Annotated in this window: 15 protein-coding genes and 3 tRNA genes; 12 read left to right on the top strand and 6 right to left on the bottom strand. The window is 56.4% G+C overall.

Going from position 1 to position 20,010, the window contains the following annotated elements; all coding sequences use genetic code 11:
• Positions 1-9: 9 nt before the first annotated feature.
• Entirely contained in the window at positions 10-747 is a 738-nt protein-coding gene (locus tag ACA108_20025) for a succinate dehydrogenase/fumarate reductase iron-sulfur subunit (protein XEX95585.1), read from the bottom strand.
• Positions 740-2,530 (bottom strand): fumarate reductase (quinol) flavoprotein subunit, encoded by a 1,791-nt coding sequence (frdA, locus tag ACA108_20020; protein XEX95584.1) that lies wholly within the window; start codon positions 2,528-2,530, stop codon positions 740-742. The genes ACA108_20025 and frdA overlap by 8 nt, the downstream gene beginning before the upstream one ends.
• Positions 2,531-2,860: 330 nt before the next feature.
• Between frdA and epmA the strand changes: the two genes are divergently transcribed.
• Positions 2,861-3,838, top strand: coding sequence for an elongation factor P--(R)-beta-lysine ligase (epmA, locus tag ACA108_20015; GenBank protein XEX95583.1), 978 nt, complete (start codon positions 2,861-2,863; stop codon positions 3,836-3,838).
• A gap of 107 nt (positions 3,839-3,945) precedes the next feature.
• Here the strand turns inward: epmA and mscM are convergent, their stop codons facing one another.
• From mscM to rsgA, 3 genes are all read right to left on the bottom strand, one after another.
• The gene (gene mscM / locus ACA108_20010) at positions 3,946-7,281 is read right to left on the bottom strand and encodes a miniconductance mechanosensitive channel MscM (protein XEX95582.1); all 3,336 of its coding nucleotides are present in this window, start codon (positions 7,279-7,281) and stop codon (positions 3,946-3,948) included.
• Between the two features lie 59 nt (positions 7,282-7,340).
• Entirely contained in the window at positions 7,341-8,306 is a 966-nt protein-coding gene (gene asd, locus ACA108_20005; GenBank protein XEX95581.1) for an archaetidylserine decarboxylase, read from the bottom strand.
• 80 nt (positions 8,307-8,386) lie between these two features.
• A complete protein-coding gene (gene rsgA / locus ACA108_20000) occupies positions 8,387-9,442 on the bottom strand; it encodes a small ribosomal subunit biogenesis GTPase RsgA (protein XEX95580.1) in 1,056 nt (351 codons plus the stop codon).
• A 113-nt stretch (positions 9,443-9,555) separates the two neighbouring features.
• On the opposite strand from rsgA, the gene orn reads away from it, so the two are divergent.
• The 4 genes from orn to ACA108_19980 all read left to right on the top strand — a co-directional run bounded on the left by orn (position 9,556) and on the right by ACA108_19980 (position 10,651).
• A complete protein-coding gene (gene orn, locus ACA108_19995; GenBank protein ID XEX95579.1) occupies positions 9,556-10,101 on the top strand; it encodes an oligoribonuclease in 546 nt (181 codons plus the stop codon).
• Positions 10,102-10,351: 250 nt separating this feature from the next.
• A tRNA-Gly gene (locus ACA108_19990) sits at positions 10,352-10,427 on the top strand.
• A gap of 37 nt (positions 10,428-10,464) precedes the next feature.
• Positions 10,465-10,540 (top strand) — tRNA-Gly (locus tag ACA108_19985).
• Between the two features lie 35 nt (positions 10,541-10,575).
• Positions 10,576-10,651: transfer RNA gene (locus ACA108_19980), tRNA-Gly, on the top strand.
• Positions 10,652-10,923: 272 nt separating this feature from the next.
• Here ACA108_19980 and queG read toward each other — a convergent pair.
• Complete coding sequence (queG, locus tag ACA108_19975; protein XEX95578.1) at positions 10,924-12,063, bottom strand: tRNA epoxyqueuosine(34) reductase QueG; 1,140 nt, start codon at positions 12,061-12,063, stop codon at positions 10,924-10,926.
• Here queG and nnr point away from each other — a divergent pair.
• The 7 genes from nnr (at position 12,062) to hflX (ending at position 19,983) form a co-directional block, all read left to right on the top strand.
• Positions 12,062-13,588, top strand: coding sequence for a bifunctional ADP-dependent NAD(P)H-hydrate dehydratase/NAD(P)H-hydrate epimerase (gene nnr / locus ACA108_19970; protein XEX95577.1), 1,527 nt, complete (start codon positions 12,062-12,064; stop codon positions 13,586-13,588). The genes queG and nnr overlap by 2 nt on opposite strands.
• On the top strand, positions 13,581-14,042 hold the full coding sequence (tsaE, locus tag ACA108_19965; protein XEX95576.1) for a tRNA (adenosine(37)-N6)-threonylcarbamoyltransferase complex ATPase subunit type 1 TsaE: 462 nt from the start codon (positions 13,581-13,583) through the stop codon (positions 14,040-14,042). Before nnr ends, tsaE begins: the two co-directional genes overlap by 8 nt.
• Before the next feature lie 13 nt (positions 14,043-14,055).
• The gene (amiB, locus tag ACA108_19960) at positions 14,056-15,414 is read left to right on the top strand and encodes an N-acetylmuramoyl-L-alanine amidase AmiB (protein XEX95575.1); all 1,359 of its coding nucleotides are present in this window, start codon (positions 14,056-14,058) and stop codon (positions 15,412-15,414) included.
• Positions 15,415-15,422: 8 nt separating this feature from the next.
• Positions 15,423-17,273, top strand: coding sequence for a DNA mismatch repair endonuclease MutL (gene mutL, locus ACA108_19955; GenBank protein ID XEX95574.1), 1,851 nt, complete (start codon positions 15,423-15,425; stop codon positions 17,271-17,273).
• On the top strand, positions 17,266-18,213 hold the full coding sequence (gene miaA / locus ACA108_19950) for a tRNA (adenosine(37)-N6)-dimethylallyltransferase MiaA (protein ID XEX95573.1): 948 nt from the start codon (positions 17,266-17,268) through the stop codon (positions 18,211-18,213). Before mutL ends, miaA begins: the two co-directional genes overlap by 8 nt.
• Positions 18,214-18,315: 102 nt before the next feature.
• Entirely contained in the window at positions 18,316-18,627 is a 312-nt protein-coding gene (gene hfq / locus ACA108_19945) for an RNA chaperone Hfq (GenBank protein XEX95572.1), read from the top strand.
• 75 nt (positions 18,628-18,702) lie between these two features.
• The gene (hflX, locus tag ACA108_19940; GenBank protein XEX95571.1) at positions 18,703-19,983 is read left to right on the top strand and encodes a ribosome rescue GTPase HflX; all 1,281 of its coding nucleotides are present in this window, start codon (positions 18,703-18,705) and stop codon (positions 19,981-19,983) included.
• The last annotated feature ends 27 nt before the right edge of the window (positions 19,984-20,010 follow it).

The raw sequence follows: 20,010 nt of genomic DNA, 5'->3' as shown, positions 1-20,010 counted from the left end.
GTGCACTCCTTAGCGTGGTTTCAGGGTGGCAATCAAAAAGTCTTTCGAGCTTTCGACTTTGCCCTGCTGAATGGCGGCTGCCGGGTCGACGTGCTTCGGACAGACTTCCGAGCAGAAGCCCACGAAGGTGCAGCTCCAGACGCCGTTCTGGCCGTTTAACTGCGCCATACGCTCTTTCTTGCCGTGGTCGCGGTTGTCCAGGTTGTAGCGGTGGGCGAGGGTGATCGCCGCCGGGCCGATGAACTCCGGATTGAGGCCAAACTGCGGGCAGGCGGCATAGCACAGGCCGCAGTTGATACAGCCGGAGAACTGATGGTACTTCGCCATCTGCGCCGGAGTCTGGACGTTTGGCCCCCGATCCGGCGTGCGCGGATTGCCGATGATGTACGGCTTAATCGCCTCCAGGCTTTCGATAAAGTGGGTCATGTCGACCACCAGATCGCGCTCGATTGGGAAGTTCGCCAGCGCTTCGACCTTCATGCCTTTTGTGTACTCTCGCAGGAAGGTCTTACAGGCCAGCTTCGGCACGCGGTTAACCATCATGCCGCAGGAGCCGCAGATCGCCATACGGCAGGACCAGCGGTAGCTGAGGTCCGGCGCCAGGTTGTCCTTGATGTAACCCAGCGCATCCAGCAGCGAGGTTTGTTCATCGTAAGGAACGTCGTAGACTGCGCTGTGCGGCTCGCTATCCGTTTCCGGGTTGTAGCGCACAATCTCAATCTTCAGGGTATTCATCACTTCAGCCATTCGTCGCCTCCTTCTTGTCGGCTGCTTCTGCTTCCGCACCGTAGACGCGTTTTGCCGGTGGCAGGGTGGTGATTTTCACGTCGCTGTAATCCAGACGCGTGGTGCCATCCGCATCGCGGAAGGCGAGGGTGTGTTTCAGGAAATTAACGTCGTCACGCTCGGTGCAGCCTTCGTCCAGACGCTGGTGCGCCCCGCGAGACTCTTTACGTGCCATTGCCGAGTGCGCCATACACTCCGCGACGCTCAGACCGTGTCCCAGCTCGATGGTGTAGAGCAGATCGGTATTAAACACGCTGGAGCTGTCGGTAATGCGCACGCGCTTGAAGCGTTCCTGGAGTTCCGCCAGCTTGTCGATAGTTTTTTGCATCAGCTCTGGCGTGCGGTAGATACCGCAGCCTTCTTCCATCGACAGGCCCATTTCGTCGCGAATCTTCGACCAGTTTTCACTGCCTTCCTGGTTCACCAGCTTCTTCAGCCGGCTTTCGACATCCGCTGCCTGGGCGGTAAGCGCCGCATCGTTGGCAGGCTGTGCTTCGCCTGCACGCTGCATCGCCTGTTCACCCGCCATGCGGCCAAAGACCACCAGTTCGGCAAGGGAGTTGGAGCCTAAGCGGTTCGCGCCGTGCAGACCCACGGATGAGCATTCGCCTACTGCGAACAGCCCTTTGATGCGGGTTTCGCATTTTGTGTCGGTTTCGATACCGCCCATCGTGTAGTGCGCGGTTGGGCGCACTGGAATCGGCTCTTTCACCGGATCCACGCCTACATAGGCTTTCGCCAGCTCGCAGATAAACGGCAGGCGCTCGAGGAGTTTTTTCTCGCCCAGATGGCGCAGGTCGAGATAAACCACATCGCCACGCGGCGTCGGGACGGTGCGGCCAGCGCGCCATTCGTGCCAGAAGGCCTGGGAGACCTTGTCACGTGGACCCAGCTCCATATATTTGTTCTTCGGCTCGCCGAGAGGGGTTTCTGGCCCCATACCGTAATCTTGCAAATAGCGGTAGCCGTCTTTGTTGACCAGAATGCCGCCTTCACCGCGGCAGCCTTCCGTCATCAGAATGCCGGAGCCCGGCAGGCCGGTTGGGTGGTACTGAACGAACTCCATATCGCGAAGGGGGACACCGTGGCTCAGCGCCATACCCATGCCGTCACCGGTAACGATGCCGCCGTTGGTGTTATAGCGATAAACGCGGCCCGCGCCGCCCGTTGCCATCACCACGGCATTGGCACGGATTTGCACCAGCGAACCTTCCATCATATTCATTGCGACCAGGCCGCGCGCCTGGCCATCGTCAACCAGAATATCGAGGACGAAGTGCTCGTCGAAGCGCTGAATCTGCGGGAACTGCAAAGAGGTCTGGAACAGGGTGTGCAGCATGTGGAAGCCGGTTTTATCTGCGGCAAACCAGGTGCGCTCAATCTTCATGCCGCCAAAACGGCGCACGTTCACCGACCCGTCCGGGCGACGGCTCCACGGGCAGCCCCACTGTTCAAGCTGGGTCATCTCCGTCGGGCAGTGGTGTACGAAGTAATCCACGACGTCCTGCTCGCACAGCCAGTCGCCGCCCGCCACGGTGTCATGGAAATGGTACTCGAAGCTGTCGTGATCCTGCGCGACGGCAGCGGAACCACCTTCTGCGGCCACGGTATGGCTACGCATCGGATAGACTTTGGAAATCAGAGCGATTTTAGCCTGTGGATTGGCCTGAGCTGCGGCAATGGCCGCTCGTAATCCCGCTCCGCCAGCGCCAATAATGGCGAGATCGGCTTGAAAGGTTTGCACGACATTCCTCCAGTTTTTTGTTATTTCGCAATGCTAATTCACCAAAGGTAGACCACCGAAACGGTAGGGGCTATTGCGAAAGGGTGTTTCCCTGCTCCTTTGTAGGTAGCGAAGTATAACCGGAGGGATTTTAAGGAAATTTGACGTGTTCGATTTTTTTGCTGTTCTGTGGCGCAATTAATTCTCAGGAGTGATGAGTTAGGTCACGAAATTATGACTATTAATAAGTATGGGTTCCCGGCCGCGCTCCCCGTTTTGCTGAGCAAAATTTGTCTCCCATACGGGATGCGAGTAGACTTCCTGGCCTTGTTTGACTACGGAGACTAAACCATGAGCGAAACGGCCACCTGGCAGCCGAGCGCGTCCATCCCCAACCTGTTGAAACGCGCCGCTATTATGGCGGAAATTCGGCGCTTTTTTGCCGACCGCGGCGTACTGGAGGTGGAAACACCCTGCATGAGTCAGGCAACGGTCACGGATATTCATCTGGTACCGTTCGAAACCCGTTTTGTTGGCCCAGGCCACTCTCATGGCATGAATCTGTTCCTGATGACCAGCCCGGAATACCACATGAAGCGCCTGCTGGCGGCGGGCATTGGCCCTGTGTTCCAGCTGTGCCGCAGTTTCCGTAACGAAGAGATGGGACGCCACCACAATCCAGAGTTCACCATGCTGGAGTGGTATCGCCCCCATTACGACATGTACCGCCTGATGAACGAAGTGGACGACCTGCTCCAGCAGGTTCTGGAATGCGAGGCTGCGGAGTCTCTTTCCTATCAGCAGGCTTTCCAGCGCCACCTGGAAATCGATCCCCTGTCGGCGGACAAACCCGCGCTGCGTGAAGCAGCGGCAAAGCTGGATTTAAGCAATATCGCGGATACGGAAGAAGATCGCGATACCCTGCTGCAGCTGCTGTTCACCATGGGCGTTGAACCGCACATTGGTAAAGACAAACCGGCGTTTATTTACCACTTCCCGGCGAGCCAGGCTTCGCTTGCGCAGATCAGCACGGAAGATCATCGCGTGGCAGAGCGCTTCGAGGTCTATTTCAAAGGTATTGAGTTGGCGAATGGTTTCCACGAGCTGACCGATGCCCGCGAGCAGCAGCAGCGTTTCGAGCAGGATAACCGCAAGCGCGCCGCCCGCGGCCTGCCGCAGCAGCCTGTCGACACAAACCTGCTGGAAGCGCTGAAGGCGGGGCTGCCGGACTGCTCCGGCGTGGCGCTGGGCGTGGATCGTCTGATTATGCTGGCGCTGGGCGCCGAGAGCCTGGCGGACGTGCTGGCTTTCCCGGTGGACCGCGCCTAAAAGGCAACGTCTGCCTCGTAGGCCGGAAAAGCGAAGCGTCATCCGGCAAATACCGGTGGATGACGCTGCCGCTTATCCACCCTACAAAACCCGTCTCCCCCTGACCTTTACAGACTTCCCGCCGTCCTGCCGCCTTTACCCGCTGAATTAATCGCCCTGGTTTTCGCGCTGCCCATGCTCTCCAGACGCATCTGGAACGGTGGGAACGGCAGGTCGATGTCGTGCTCGCGGAAGCCCTGCAGGATCAGCTGGTGGATCTCATGACGCAGTGGCATGCGGTGCACCATCTCGGCGGCGTAAATGCGTAATTCGAAGATTTGCAGGCCTGCCTGTAAATCCACCAGGAAAGCTTCCGGCGGCGGGTTGTCAATCACCAATGAACAGCGCTCGGCAGCTCTCAACAGGATATTGGTCACCTCTTCGCTGTTTGCATCTGACGGGGCTGGCACGGTCAGCACTACACGCGTGACGGAGTCGGATAGCGACCAGTTGATAAACTGCTCGGTAATAAACGCCTTGTTGGGCACGATGATTTCCTTGCGATCCCAGTCGCTGATCGTCGTCGCTCGGGTATTGATCCTGGTGACGCTGCCTGTCAGATCGCGGATCGTCACCGTGTCGCCAATGCGGATCGGCTTCTCGAAGAGGATAATCAGGCCTGAAATAAAGTTGGCGAAAATCTCCTGTAAACCAAAGCCCAGCCCGACACCCAGTGCGGCGACCAGCCACTGCAGTTTGGACCACTCAATGCCAATCATCGAGAAGCCAACCAGCCCGCCAATCAGCAGCAGCAGGTATTTAGTGATGGTCGTGATGGCGTAGCCCGTACCCGGCGTTAAATCCAAGTGCTGCAGTATCGCCAGCTCAAGCAGGGCCGGTAAATTGCGCACCAGCTGCATGGTGATGATGATGACCAGGATAGCGATTAACACCGCGCCGAGCGTGATGGGCTCAATGCTTTCCACCCCTTGTACCGTCGAGGTGGCATCCCACAGCGTGATGTTCTCCAGGAAGCCAAACGCGGAGTGGATTTCCGACCACAGCACAATGACCGACAGCAGGGCTATCAGCATCAGAATCGACCTGACCAGACGCAGTGACTGGGCGCTGATGGTGTCGAGATCGATTTCCGCCTCTTCAACTATCTCTGCCGAACCTTCGGTACTGTGGCTGTGGGCTGCCTCTTCTTCGCCACGGGCGCGCTGCGCCAGTATTTCTGCACGACGATGCTTGGCGCGGTCAAAGGCCAGACGGCGGCGCTGAATCAGCATCCAGCGGCGGATTACATGATAAATAATCAGTAGCAGGAACCAGATAGCAACCGAGGTTTCCAGACGCGCAAGCAGCGCCTGAGACGTTGCCAGATAGCCCACGGCGGCCGCCAGAATGGCGGACAGCGGCGCACACAGCATCAGGTTCCATAGCATCCTGTTCACGACGTTATCATTGTTGCCCTGCTTGTCCACATACAGCGGGATACCCGCGCGTTTCAGGCTGAGCGTGACGAGCGCCAGCGCACCGCAAATCAGCATGAAGCACAGCCGACCCAGGGAGGCAGAAAATTCACGGTCGTTGAGGTTATCGAACATGATGAGCGCCATAATCAGCGGCACAATCAACCCGATGCTCATAAGGTAGTAGCGCATTGCCCGGGCGACGCGTTCACGCGGCCAGCTGAAGTGGACGACAAACAGGCCTGTAGGACGGGCGAAGGTGGCACAAATCATTACCGCCCACAGCAGCGGCACGGTTGCTGTAACCCCATCCCCTACGGCGACGGCAATCGGATAGGGCCATGCCTCTTGCAGGCCATAGCCCAGCGTTGCCCACAGTACCGGCAGCGGGGAAGCGACCAGAATTGACCAGAACAGCGTGCGTAGCGTCAGGGTGAAGTGATCCTGGGTGACCTTGCCGACCTTTGCGCTTGAACGCTCGAGGAACGCCGTGAAATGGCGGCGGGAGCTGATGCTGAAGCCGACCAGAATCAGGGCGGCAAACAGCGGCAGCAGCGTTACTTTGCTGGTCAGCATCATGACGCTGGCGCTGCCGAGCTGGCTGACGGTATCCAGCGAGATCAGCCGACGCAAATCCTGGACGATTTCGATGGGCCACGCAAAACCAATGGCGCTGACGTCTGATGTCCAGAACAGGTAGCGGTGGGTGGCTTCATTGACCTCTTTAAGGGCATCCTCCAGCTGGCCGTTGGCGACTTTGAGCTTCGTCAGCTCTAAGATCAGTGTATCGCCACCCTGGAGCAGGGAATTCAGTAATTCGCGCTGGGTGCGAAGCTGCGCTTCAAGAATGCGATTTTGCTCGGCGGTCAGATCCTTGCCATCTACCTGACGCGTCTGGCGCAGCTGTTGCTGCTTGTTGAGCAGATCTTCGTAATGCAGGCGCTGGACGCGCAGCTGGCCGAGCTCCGTGTCCAGCTGCTGCGGCTTGGGCATTTCCGGCAGGCGTGAAACTTGAGCCCGCAGCGTTTCGCCCAGTACGTTAGAGACGCCCAGCCACTGAGACTGTTCGCGCAGAGTATTTAGCGCCTGGCGTACCTGCAGCGTCTGGCTGCTGGCCTGGCGCTGCTGAGAGGCGACTAAGTCCATACGCTGGGCCTGCTGATTCAGCGCCTGGGAAAGTTCACGGTTGCTTTTGAACTGCTTGACGATAACCGGTGGCAGGTCAGCGCTGTTTTCCGCAAGCAGTTCGGTACTTTCCAGCGCGCGTTCGGCTTCCTGCTGACGCTGATTGTTGAGCTGGTTGCGCAGCCCCTGGAGCCAGGCATCCAGCTGAGCGCTTTGCTTCTGCGCCAGCTCCGCGCGCTGGCGGGCAAGCTCCTGACGGTTACTGGCGGAAAGCTGCGCCAGTTCCAGTTCGTCGACCAGCGCTTTCAGGCGGGCGGATTCAGCCTGCAGGGAGAGGTGTTGTGCCTGTAGTAACGGCGTGCCTGACGTTGCCTGGCTTCCGGCCCGGCGCTCAACTTCGTTAAGCTGGCGACGCGCGTCCGTTTGCTGCTGGGGAAGCTGGGTCAGGGAGTCGGCGATTTCCCGCGTGCGCTCCTGCTCCTGCTGTGCCAGGCGGCTTTTCTCCAGCAGCTGGCTGCTGACTTGCAGGATCTCCTGGTTCAGCGCGTCGGTGGACATGCCTTCCGGCACTTTTTGCGGCTCATCACGCAAATTAGCTAACTGCTGGCGCAGGTTTTCCGACAGCTTAGGAAAGTTATCTATGACTTTCTGGTACTGGTCAGCGCGCTCTAACGATGCCTTTCGTTCATCGAGGGCGTTAAGGGCGGCCGTAAGCGCATCGACGATATCTGCCTGGTTCGGCTGATCCTTCGCGGCTTTGGCCTGTTCAAGTTCCTGGGAGATTTGTTTTGCATCGGGGAGCGTTGCGGCAACCGCACCCAGGCTGATGCACCAGGCCATCAGAAAAGTGATTATCAGGCGCACGTCAGTACCTATAGGTGAGTCCGCCCCGGCTGTGAGCCAGCGGGGCGGGGAAGAGCAGATTAACTTTCGGGTTTGTTTTCCACCAGCGGGCTGGCTTCCAGTTCAGCTTCAACTTCTGCCTGTGGGATCTCGCTCACCGGCACTTCCGGCTCCACAATGGCTTCGGTGGAGACGGCCAGCGGCTCACCGATTTTTGTCACCGACAGGCTTTGCAGCTGTTCTGCCAAATCCACTTTTCCTGGGGCAAACAGGTTGATGACGGTTGAGCCCAGTTTGAAACGGCCCATTTCCTGCCCTTTAAGCAGCGCAACCGCGCCGTCGCTTTCGCCCGCAGGCCATGTCCAGCGCTTGATCACGCCTTCACGCGGTGGGGTGATGGTACCAGCCCAGACGGTTTCGATGCTGCCAACGATGGTTGCACCCACCAGAATCTGCGCCATTGGGCCAAACTCGGTATCAAACAGGCAGATAACACGTTCGTTACGTGCAAACAGGTTCGGCACGTTTTGGGCTGTCAGATGGTTTACGGAGAACAGATCGCCCGGCACGTAAATCATTTCGCGCAGAATACCGTTACATGGCATATGCACACGGTGGTAATCGCGTGGCGACAGATAGGTGGTGACGAAGCTGCCGTTACGGAACAGGTCGGCCATCAGATAATTACCGGCCAGCAGCGCTTCGAGGCTGTAGTTGTGGCCCTTCGCCTGCAGAATTTTATCTTCTTCGATGCGGCCTAACTGGCTGATAACGCCATCGGCTGGCATGACCAGAATGTTAGGATCGGTGTTAACCGGACGCACGTCGTCACGCAGCGGGCGTACGAAAAACTCGTTGAAGGTGCGATAGCTTGCGGTGTCCGGCTTCTGCGCCTCTTGCATGTCGACCTTGTAGTATTTCACAAACAGGTCAATGACCAGCTTAGTCAGCCAGCCAGCACGTTTACTTGCGCCCCAGCCCGCAAGGCGGGTCAGCCAGAGTTTTGGCAGAATGTATTGCAGCGAAAGTTTAATGTTGTCTAACAAGATAGCCTCCTGGCTAAGCACCCGGATTAGCGGGATCAAACAGAAAAAGGGGGCGATTTTAACGGCGCCCAGCTTAATTGTCAGTTGTCGATATCGGAAAAGTTTTTACGCGTTTTTACCTGTGCCATGCTTTCCAGAATGCGATGGTAGCTATCGAAGCGTAATTCAGCGATTTCGCCGCGTTCCACCGCTTCGCGCAGCGCACAGCCTGGATCGTTCTCGTGGCGGCAGTCGCGGTATTTACAGTGGCCAAGGTAGTCATGAAATTCGACAAATCCTTGGGTGATTTGTTCCGGCTCAAGGTGCCACAGGCCAAATTCACGCACACCTGGGGAGTCGATAACATCGCCGCCACCTGGGAAATGATACAACCGGGAGGCGGTCGTGGTGTGCTGGCCCAGACCTGAGTTGTCTGAAACGTTGTTGACCAGGATCTGTTCGTCTTTGAAACCGAGCAGGTTATTCAGCAGGCTGGATTTGCCCACGCCGGACTGACCGGCAAAGATGCTGATACGCCCGATTAACGCCTCTTCCAGCTCTTTTAACCCTTCGGCCCTGTGGCTGGAGACCATCAGCACGCGATAGCCGATATGGCGATAGATATCCATCTGCTCATTCACAAACGCCAGGCCCGCTTCGTCCAGCAGGTCAGTTTTGTTCAGTACCAGCAGCGGTTCTACGTCCAGCGTTTCGCAGGCCACCAGATAACGGTCAATAATATTTAATGACAGCTCCGGCAGGATAGCGGAAACGATAATAATCTGGTCAATGTTGGCGGCGATGGGCTTCACGCCGTCGTAGAAGTCCGGGCGGGTCAGAACCGAGGTGCGTTCATGAACCGCATCTACGATGCCTTTAATCGTTACGCCAGCGGCGGCCTCTTTCGCCGGGCGCCAGACGACGCGGTCGCCGGTGACCAGCGAACGAATGGTGCGGCGAATGTTGCAGCGGTGGACTTCGCCTTCCGGTGATTCGACATCCGCGTGCTGGCCGAAGCGACTGATTACCCGGCCATCGCGGGGGTCGCCAAACTGAGAGTCGTCGGGATCGGCTTTCTCCACGGTTTGTTTAAGCCGACGCTGGTGGTTTGCTTTTACCCGGCGCTGCTGTCCTTTGGAGAGTTTATTTTTGCTCAATCGTTCTGGCTCCTGGTCGCCCCTGCGGGGCAAAACCTCTATGATACACACTATTTTATACGAATTAACCCACCGTCACGGCTGGGTAACGAGCGAGAAGGGTGGAAAATAGCATGAGTGGAAACGAAAACAATCTGATTTGGATTGATTTAGAAATGACCGGTCTGGATCCCGAGCGGGATCGCATAATTGAAATTGCCACCCTGGTGACCGACGCCAATCTGAACATTCTTGCGGAAGGGCCAACCATTGCGGTGCATCAGTCCGACGAGCAGCTCGCGCTGATGGATGACTGGAACGTCCGTACCCATACCGGCAGCGGTCTGGTTGAGCGAGTAAAAGCCAGTACCCAGGATGACCGGGCGGCGGAACTGGCAACGCTTGAATTCCTGAAGCAGTGGGTGCCGCAGGGCGCTTCTCCTATCTGCGGCAACAGCATCGGCCAGGATCGCCGCTTCCTGTTTAAGTACATGCCTGAGCTGGAGGCTTACTTCCATTATCGCTATCTGGATGTGAGTACCCTCAAAGAGCTGGCGCGCCGCTGGAAACCAGCAATCCTCGCCGACTTCAAAAAGCAGGGCACTCACCAGGCGATGGACGATATTCGCGAGTCGGTGGCGGAGCTGGCGTTTTACCGCGAAAACTTTATTAAACTGTAATCTACGGCTTAAGTCTGCGTAGGGAGGATAAACCTGCGTGTCATTCACCGTTTGTACTGGATGACACTGCGTTTATCCATGCTACATTTCATGCCGCCTGGGGCAAGCGGACGCAAAATAATCAGATTGTCGTTTAAATCACCATTCAGACTCAATTCATGAAAAAAATGGTTTGAGGGGGTTGCGGCTAAAACGTTTTCTCGTATAATGCGCCTCCCGTACCGATGCAGAATTTGCAGCGTTACACAGAGCGGGAATAGCTCAGTTGGTAGAGCACGACCTTGCCAAGGTCGGGGTCGCGAGTTCGAGTCTCGTTTCCCGCTCCAAAATTTGATTTGGCTTTCACAGCCATGCACCACCCAAGCGGGAATAGCTCAGTTGGTAGAGCACGACCTTGCCAAGGTCGGGGTCGCGAGTTCGAGTCTCGTTTCCCGCTCCAAATTTGATTGGCTTTCACAGCCACGCACCACCCAAGCGGGAATAGCTCAGTTGGTAGAGCACGACCTTGCCAAGGTCGGGGTCGCGAGTTCGAGTCTCGTTTCCCGCTCCAAATTTTATCTCTCAAGTATAAATTATCCACAACGCCAGACGGCGGCCTGGTGGTTTTTTTACGTCTCCTGCAAACTCTTGTGAACAGAGTTATCCACAGGCGGCGCGCTTTTCCTTTTCCTGCTAAGAATCTTACAAATATTACAGGATCTGTTTAATCCATTGATTAATAGCAGATTAATTTCAATGCGCAATGTTAGCCATACCGCTTGACTGATTTTTTCCCCTTGTCTGGCAAAGCATTTTTATTTTTATTCACATCCTGTGGACATATCATGCATCGCGTTTTAACCCCTTTTCAATGACCCTGACCAGCCTCTGTTTCTGTGGCAGCTGCACCTCTATCGCCTGCTCGCTTCGCCTGATTAATTGTTGCGCAATCGCCCAGTCAATGTGCTCATCAAGAAGTGGGTGCTCACCTTTACGCCGTTGAAGCGCGGCAAGATTGCTTTCATCCCATGGCGCGTTACCGAGGGCGACGGCGATATTTCGCAGCCACCTCAAATGCCCGATGCGGCGAATTGCCGAGCCTTCCGTAATTTTAAGAAACTGAGCCTCACTCCAGCGGAACAGTTCTACAAGCTGCGGCGCGTGAAGCGCACGCCTCGGGCTGAAGTCGTCTTCTTCGGTAAGATGCGAGAAGCGGTTCCAAGGGCAAATCAGCTGGCAGTCATCGCAGCCGTAAATTCGGTTGCCAATTAGCGGACGAAACTCCTCGGGGATCGCGCCTTCCAGCTCAATCGTGAGATAGGAGATACAGCGGCGGGCATCTACGGTATATGGTTCAACAATCGCGCCGGTCGGGCAAATTGTCATGCAGGCTACGCAGCGCCCGCAGTTTTCTTCCACCGGTTGGTCAACGGGCAGAGGGATATCAACCAGCAGTTCACCAAGGAAGAAGAACGAACCGGCGCCACGGCTGAGGATTAGTGAGTGCTTACCTGTCCAGCCAAGGCCCGCCTTTTCCGCCAGCGGGCGTTCAAGAATGGGCGCGGAATCAACAAAGGGTCTAAAATTCAGCGTGGAACAGTGGGACTGAATCATCTCGCCCAGCTTTTTCAGACGGTTACGCAGCAGCTTGTGGTAGTCGCGGCCCAGGGCATAGCGGCTGACATAGCCCAGGCCCGGATTTTTAAGCGTGGACGCGAATGCCGCGTTCGCGGGCAAATAGTTCATTCTGACGCTGATAACGCGCAGCGTACCGGGGAGCAGCTCATGAGGGCGTGCGCGCATCATGCCGTGACGCGCCATCCATTCCATCTCGCCATGGTATTGTTTATCCAGCCAGACCTGTAGCTTTGGCTCCTGGGCGCTGAGATCGGTATCAGCAATACCCACCTGCTGGAAGCCGAGTTCATTGCCCCACTGTTTAATATTTTGCGCTAACTGATTGAGATCGAGGGGCTGTGACATGACGGACCATAACGAGAAATTAACCGCCAAAAGTATACCACACTCCGTCTGGTCGGCAGACTGGCTGCGTAACGCCGAAAAACAGGCGGCTGATAGCCTGGGCCTGACCCTCTACGAGCTGATGCTCAGAGCAGGAGAGGCTGCGTTTACCCTTGCCAGACGTCATTATCCTGATACCCGCCGCTGGCTCGTTTTATGCGGCCATGGCAACAATGGCGGCGATGGCTATGTTGTGGCCCGTCTCGCGCAATCAGCGGGTATTGTTGTGACCTTGCTTGCGCAGGAGAGCGATAAACCGTTGCCGGAAGAGGCGGCGCAGGCGAGAGAAGCCTGGCTGAACGCCGGTGGGGTCATCCATTCTTCGGACATTCCATTGCCGGAGGATAGCGATTTGATTATTGACGGTCTGTTGGGCACGGGCCTGAACGCCGCCCCCCGCGAACATCTCACGCGGCTCATCGAAAAAGCTAATCTGCATTCTGCTTCCGTTGTTGCCCTCGATATTCCATCAGGCTTGTTAGCCGAGACGGGGGCCACGCCCGGTGCGGTTATCAATGCTGACCATACGCTGACGTTTATCGCCCTCAAGCCAGGGTTACTCACCGGCAAGGCGAGGGATGTTGTTGGCAAGCTTCATTATCACGCGCTGGGGCTGGATTCGTGGCTGGAAGAGCAGGCTGCACCGATATTGCGCTTTGACAGTGAAGATTTGCCACGCTGGCTGAAGCCGCGTCAGCCTACGTCCCACAAAGGCACTAACGGGCGGCTGGTGATCATCGGTGGGGATCATGGCACGGCTGGTGCTATCCGCATGGCCAGTGAAGCGGCACTTCGTGCCGGTGCTGGACTTGTGCGTGTGTTAACTCGACAGGAAAATATCGCCCCGCTGATTACTGCCCGACCGGAATTAATGGTCCACGAGCTGACGCCTGCTTCCCTCGAAGAGAGTCTGGACTGGGCAGATGTCATCGTGATTGGGCCAGGTCTGGGCCAGCAGGAGTGGGGCAAAAAGGCCCTGCAAAAAGTGGAAAACAGCCGCAAGCCGATGCTTTGGGATGCGGATGCGCTTAACCTTCTGGCAATCAATCCCGATAAACGTCAGAATCGCGTCATTACTCCCCATCCAGGGGAAGCGGCGCGCCTGTTAAATTGCGCGGTGTCACAAATTGAGAGTGACCGCTTACTTGCTACTGACCGCCTCGTAAAACGTTATGGCGGATGCGTGGTCTTAAAAGGTGCGGGCACGATAGTCGCCAGTCAGGATCGTGAATGCGGGCTGATTGACGCAGGCAACGCCGGGATGGGCAGCGGCGGCATGGGCGATGTACTTTCGGGTATCATTGGGGCATTGCTGGCACAGAGGCTTAGCCCGTATGATGCAGCCTGTGCGGGTTGTGTTGCTCACGGCGCCGCAGCCGATGAGCTGGCGAGCCGTTACGGCATGCGCGGCATGCTGGCAACGGACCTGCTTTCAACGTTGTACCGTTTTGTTAACCCGGATTTGAAAACCCTAAATCATGATTAATCGTGTTATTGCATTACCTGATGAAGCAGCCACTCTTGACCTGGGCGCACGCGTAGCGGCCGCCTGCGAAGGAGCAACCGTTATTTATCTTTATGGGGACCTGGGCGCGGGCAAAACAACGTTCAGCCGTGGCTTTATGCAGGCGTTGGGCCATAAAGGGAGTGTGAAAAGCCCGACTTACACCTTAGTCGAGCCGTACACGCTCGATGATTTGATGGTTTACCATTTCGACCTGTATCGTCTGGCAGACCCGGAAGAGCTCGAGTTCATGGGCATCCGCGACTATTTTGCCAATGATGCAATCTGCCTGGTAGAGTGGCCGCAGCAGGGGAAAGGCGTGCTGCCTGAACCCGATATTGAGCTGCACCTGGACTACGAGGCGCAAGGGCGTGAGGCGCGCATAACAGCAGTTTCCTCATCTGGTGAGTCGTTACTGGCGCGGTTGGCCAAATAACAAGGATGGCGGGATGATCTATCGCGTTAAGAGTTGGTTGATAGCGGCCTGGCTGCTGGTGCTTTGTGCCCAGGCCGGGGCGGCGAGTCTCGCCGATATTCAGGTGTCCAACGGTGATAACCAGGCGCGTATCACCTTCAGCTTTATGGGCGATCCGGAGTATTCATTCTCTCAGGACGGCAAAAGAAGCGTCGCGCTGGATATCAAACAGACCGGCGTGATTCAGGGGCTACCGCTGCAGTTCAGCGGTAATAACCTCGTGAAAAGCATCCGTTCCGGGCAGTCGAAAGATGTCGGCACTATCCGTCTGGTAGTCGATTTAACTCAGGCCGGTAAAACGCGTGCGGTGAAACAGAAAAACGGTGCAAACTATACGGTAGTCTTCACGATTAACGCCGACGCGCCACCACCACCACCACCACCACCACCACCACCGCCACCGCCTCCGCCTGTTATTGCGAAGCGCGTAGAGCCTGCGCCTGTTATTCGTTCGTCCGAACCGGCCAAAAATCCGTTCAAACCGCAGCAGGTGACCGGGGCAATCAGTTCGAATACGGTCACGCGTCCGGCGCGGTCGCCGAAAAAAACCAATGTCAGTTCAGACACTATTATCGTCGCCATTGATGCCGGGCACGGTGGGCAGGATCCTGGCGCTATCGGCTCTGGCGGCACGAAAGAGAAAAACGTCACTATTTCTATCGCCCGCAAGCTGCGTTCTCTGCTCAACGACGACCCGATGTTTAAGGGGGTGCTGACGCGCGACGGGGACTATTTCATTTCGGTGATGGGTCGTTCAGACGTTGCGCGTAAGCAGAATGCCAATATTCTGGTGTCGATTCACGCCGATGCCGCACCAAACCGTGATGCGACCGGAGCTTCCGTGTGGGTGCTCTCTAACCGCCGCGCCAACAGCGAAATGGCGGGCTGGCTTGAGCAGCACGAGAAGCAGTCCGAGCTGCTGGGCGGGGCGGGCGACGTGCTGGCAAACAGCCAGGCTGACCCGTACCTAAGCCAGGCGGTGCTGGATTTGCAGTTCGGCCATTCTCAGCGCGTCGGGTATGATGTGGCGACAAAAATGCTGACGCAGTTAGGCCAAATTGGCTCGCTGCACAAACGTCGGCCTGAGCATGCAAGCCTGGGCGTGCTGCGCTCGCCGGATATCCCGTCCGTCCTGGTTGAAACAGGGTTTATCAGCAACGGCGGTGAAGAGCGCCTGCTGGGCAGCGATGCTTACCAGCAGCAGCTTGCGAAAGCGATCTACGAGGGGCTGCGCGTCTACTTCCTGGCGCACCCGATGCAGTCGGCACCGGCGGCTGAACAAACCGCCAGGACGCAAAACGCCGACCCCGACACCGTCGCCATCACTCAATAAGGAATTCTATGCCGATCCAGGTTCTGCCTCCCCAGCTTGCGAACCAGATTGCCGCAGGCGAAGTGGTTGAGCGCCCAGCGTCGGTGGTGAAGGAGCTTATCGAAAACAGCCTGGATGCCGGTGCCACTCGCATCGACATCGACATTGAACGCGGCGGCGCGAAGATGATTCGCATCCGCGACAATGGCTGCGGGATCAAAAAAGACGAGCTGGCGCTGGCGCTGGCCCGTCATGCCACCAGCAAGATTGCCTGCCTCGACGACCTTGAGGCGATTATCAGCCTCGGTTTTCGCGGCGAAGCGCTGGCAAGTATCAGTTCAGTGGCCCGCCTCACGCTGACTTCCCGCACGGAAGAACAGAACGAAGCTTGGCAGGCATACGCCGAAGGGCGCGACCAGGCGGTAACGGTAAAACCTGCCGCGCACCCGGTCGGGACTACGCTGGAAGTCCTGGATCTCTTCTACAACACGCCTGCTCGCCGCAAGTTCATGCGCACCGAGAAAACAGAATTTAACCATATCGATGAAATTGTCCGGCGCATCGCGCTGGCGCGGTTCGACGTCTCTATTAACCTCAGCCACAACGGCAAAATGGTGCGCCAGTACCGTGCCGTGCAGGAGGGTGCGCCGCGCACTAAGCGTCTTGGGGCTATCTGCGGTACGCAGTTTCTTGAGCAGGCGCTGGAAATCGAATGGCAGCATGGCGATCTGGCCCTGCGCGGCTGGGTAGCGGAACCGTCCGGCACAACGTCTGCACTGGCCGAAATCCAGTACTGCTATGTGAACGGGCGCATGATGCGCGACCGTCTGATCACCCATGCAATTCGACAGGCCTGCGAAGATAAGCTTGGCTCCGAGCAGCCCGCGTTTGTGCTCTATCTCGAAATCGATCCGCATCAGGTGGACGTCAACGTTCATCCGGCGAAGCATGAAGTGCGCTTTCATCAGTCGCGGCTGGTGCATGATTTTATCTATCAGGGCGTGCTGACCGTTCTTCAGCAGCAAAGTGAAAATAGCCTGTTGCAGGAAGAGACGCCTGTGGAGGTAAAGCAGGAGCGCTGGCAGCCAGAAAATCGCGTGGCATCCGGGCGCAATCAGTTTTCTACGCCAGCCCCTTCTGCTGCCCGAGAATCGGCTCCTCGCTCGTCTGGTGGTGCTGGTGGAACGCAAAGGCAGCCTTTATGGCCGAACGCGGCACAGGGCTACCAGAAGCAGCAGGGAGCGTTATATCGCGAGCTGCTGGATACGCCAACGGTTCCCCCTGTCGCTATCCGCGCAGAGGAGCCGGACGCGCTGGAAGGGCACAGCCAAAGCTTTGGACGCGTTTTAACCGTCGTTCAGCCTGAATACGCGCTGCTGGAGAGAGAAGGCAAGCTTATGCTGCTCTCTTTGAGCGTGGCGGATCGCTGGCTTAAACAGGCGCAGCTGATTCCCGGCAGCGAAGGCGTTCGCGCGCAGCCGCTGCTGATCCCGGTGCGTATGAAAGTCAGCAAAGAAGAACTGGATGTGTTGGTGAGTTATCAACCGTTATTGCTCAGTATGGGCATCGAATTTACAGCAGAGGCGAAACAAATCGTTATTCGCACCGTACCTTTACCTTTGCGTAAACAAAATTTACAAATCTTGATTCATGAACTGCCAGGATACCTGGCGCAACAGGCAGAGATAACCGCAACACAAATTGCCCACTGGTTTGCCCGTCATTTGACCGCCGAACACGAACAGTGGAATCAGGCACAGGCCATTGCTTTGCTTGCAGATGTTGAGCGTCTTTGCCCGCAGCTGGTGCGAAATCCACCCGGCGGTTTGTTACAACCTGTTGATTTAACTCTGGCGATGAACGCTCTGAAACATGACTGAAGCGACGAAAAGCCTGCCGAAGGCGATATTTTTGATGGGGCCAACGGCCTCCGGTAAGACGGCATTAGCCATAAACTTGCGTAAAACGCTGCCGGTAGAGTTGATAAGTGTCGATTCGGCCCTTATCTATCAGGGAATGGACATCGGAACGGCGAAGCCGACGGCGGAAGAACTCGCCCTGGCACCGCACCGTCTGCTCGATATCCTCGACCCGGCACAGGCGTATTCCGCCGCGGACTTCCGTCGCGACGCGCTGGCCGAGATGGCCGAGATTACCGCTTCAGGCCGTATCCCCCTGTTAGTGGGGGGAACAATGCTTTATTTCAAAGCATTACTCGAGGGGCTTTCGCCGCTGCCTGCGGCGGATCCCGAGGTTCGGGCAAGGATAGAACAACAGGCAGCAGAGCTAGGATGGGACGCGTTGCATCGTCACCTGGTCGACATCGACCCCGTTGCCGGAGCACGGATTCATCCAAATGATCCGCAAAGGCTTTCCCGGGCACTGGAAGTTTTTTTCATTTCGGGTAAAACTTTAACGGAACTGACGCAAACGTCAGGAGAGGCTCTGCCGTATCAGGTGCATCAGTTCGCCATCGCCCCGGCGAGCCGTGAACTGCTCCATCAGCGAATTGAGCAGCGTTTTCATCAGATGTTAGCTTCAGATTTTGAAGCAGAAGTGCGGGCTCTTTTCGCCCGCGGAGATTTGCATACGGAGATGCCATCCATTCGTTGTGTGGGCTACCGGCAGATGTGGTCATATCTGGCGGGAGACATTTCACACGAGGAGATGGTTTATCGAGGTATTTGCGCGACGAGACAATTGGCTAAGCGCCAGATGACCTGGTTGCGAGGATGGGATGGCGTTCACTGGTTAGACAGGGCAAATCCAGACCAGGCGCGCAATGAAGTATTACAGGTTGTTAGTGCGAAGCATCAATGAATGTGTACAATTGAATCGACATCGTGCGCAAATTTTTACGCAGTTTTTCAGAGCCGCAGGGTTCTTGAGTTACAAACAACAAACATATAAGGAAAAGATAGAATGGCTAAGGGGCAATCTTTACAAGATCCGTTTCTGAACGCATTGCGTCGGGAACGTGTTCCGGTTTCTATTTATTTGGTGAATGGTATTAAGCTGCAAGGGCAGATCGAGTCTTTTGATCAGTTTGTGATCCTGTTGAAAAACACGGTCAGCCAGATGGTCTATAAGCACGCGATTTCAACTGTTGTTCCGTCTCGTCCGGTATCTCATCATAGTAATAACACCGGTACTGGCGGTTCTGGCAGCAACTACCATCAAGGTGGCAGCGCGCAGGGTGCTGCGCCGCAACAAGACAGCGAAGACGCTGAATAAGGCTTCCTGCTGTTTTCCAAGTCGGGGGACCAGAGAATCTGCGTTCCCCGCTGATTTTTTTGAGAGGTTATACGCTTGTTTGACCGTTATGACGCTGGTGAGCAGGCGGTGCTGGTACACATCTACTTTTCGCAAGACAAAGATATGGAAGACCTGGCGGAGTTTGAATCCCTGGTCTCTTCAGCCGGAGTCGAAGCGCTGCAGGTGGTTACCGGTAGTCGCAAATCGCCGCATCCCAAGTATTTTGTTGGTGAAGGCAAAGCGGTAGAAATTGCCGAAGCAGTTAAGTCATCTGGGGCCTCGGTCGTGCTATTTGATCATGCGTTGTCCCCGGCACAAGAACGTAACCTTGAAGCCCTGTGCGAGTGTCGGGTTATCGACAGAACAGGCCTGATTTTAGATATCTTTGCCCAACGTGCGCGTACCCACGAAGGTAAGCTGCAGGTTGAGCTGGCACAGTTGCGCCATCTGGCAACCCGACTGGTTCGCGGCTGGACCCACCTTGAACGTCAGAAAGGCGGGATTGGTTTACGCGGCCCTGGCGAAACTCAGCTTGAAACGGACCGTCGGCTGCTGCGTAACCGCATCATGCAGATCCTCTCACGCTTACAACGAGTCGAAAAACAACGTGAGCAGGGCAGGCGGTCGCGAGCAAAGGCTGATGTGCCAACGGTCTCACTGGTGGGCTACACCAACGCCGGTAAATCCACTCTTTTTAACCAGATTACCGCGGCTGACGTTTATGCCGCAGATCAGCTGTTCGCCACGCTGGATCCGACCCTGCGCAGAATTGACATCGCAGACGTTGGGGAAACCGTGCTGGCGGATACGGTCGGCTTTATTCGTCATTTGCCACACGATCTGGTGGCGGCGTTTAAAGCTACTTTGCAGGAGACGCGACAGGCCACGCTGCTGTTACACGTGATTGACGCATCGGATCTTCGGATCCAGGAAAACATCGCCGCCGTAGATACCGTTTTAGAAGAGATCGAGGCCGATGAGATCCCAACCCTGCTGGTAATGAACAAAATCGATGCGCTGGATGAATTTGAGCCACGTATCGACAGAAACGATGAGAACGTCCCGATACGCGTCTGGCTTTCTGCTCAGACGGGTGCCGGTGTTCCCCTGCTTTTCCAGGCTTTGACAGAACGTTTATCTGGTGAAATTGCGCAGCATACGTTGTGCTTACCCCCCCAGGCTGGGCGACTTCGGAGCCGGTTTTATCAGCTTCAGGCAATAGAAAAAGAGTGGACCGAGGATGACGGTAGCGTGGGCTTGCAGGTACGTATGCCTATCGTTGACTGGCGTCGCCTTTGTAAACAAGAGCCGGCTCTAATGGATTACATTGTTTGACCGGAGTGTGTTTGTCCTGAAGACTTT

Source organism: Dryocola sp. LX212 (assembly GCA_041504365.1).
In the GTDB taxonomy this organism is placed as follows: domain Bacteria; phylum Pseudomonadota; class Gammaproteobacteria; order Enterobacterales; family Enterobacteriaceae; genus Dryocola.
This window is presented reverse-complemented; position numbering and strand designations above follow the sequence as displayed.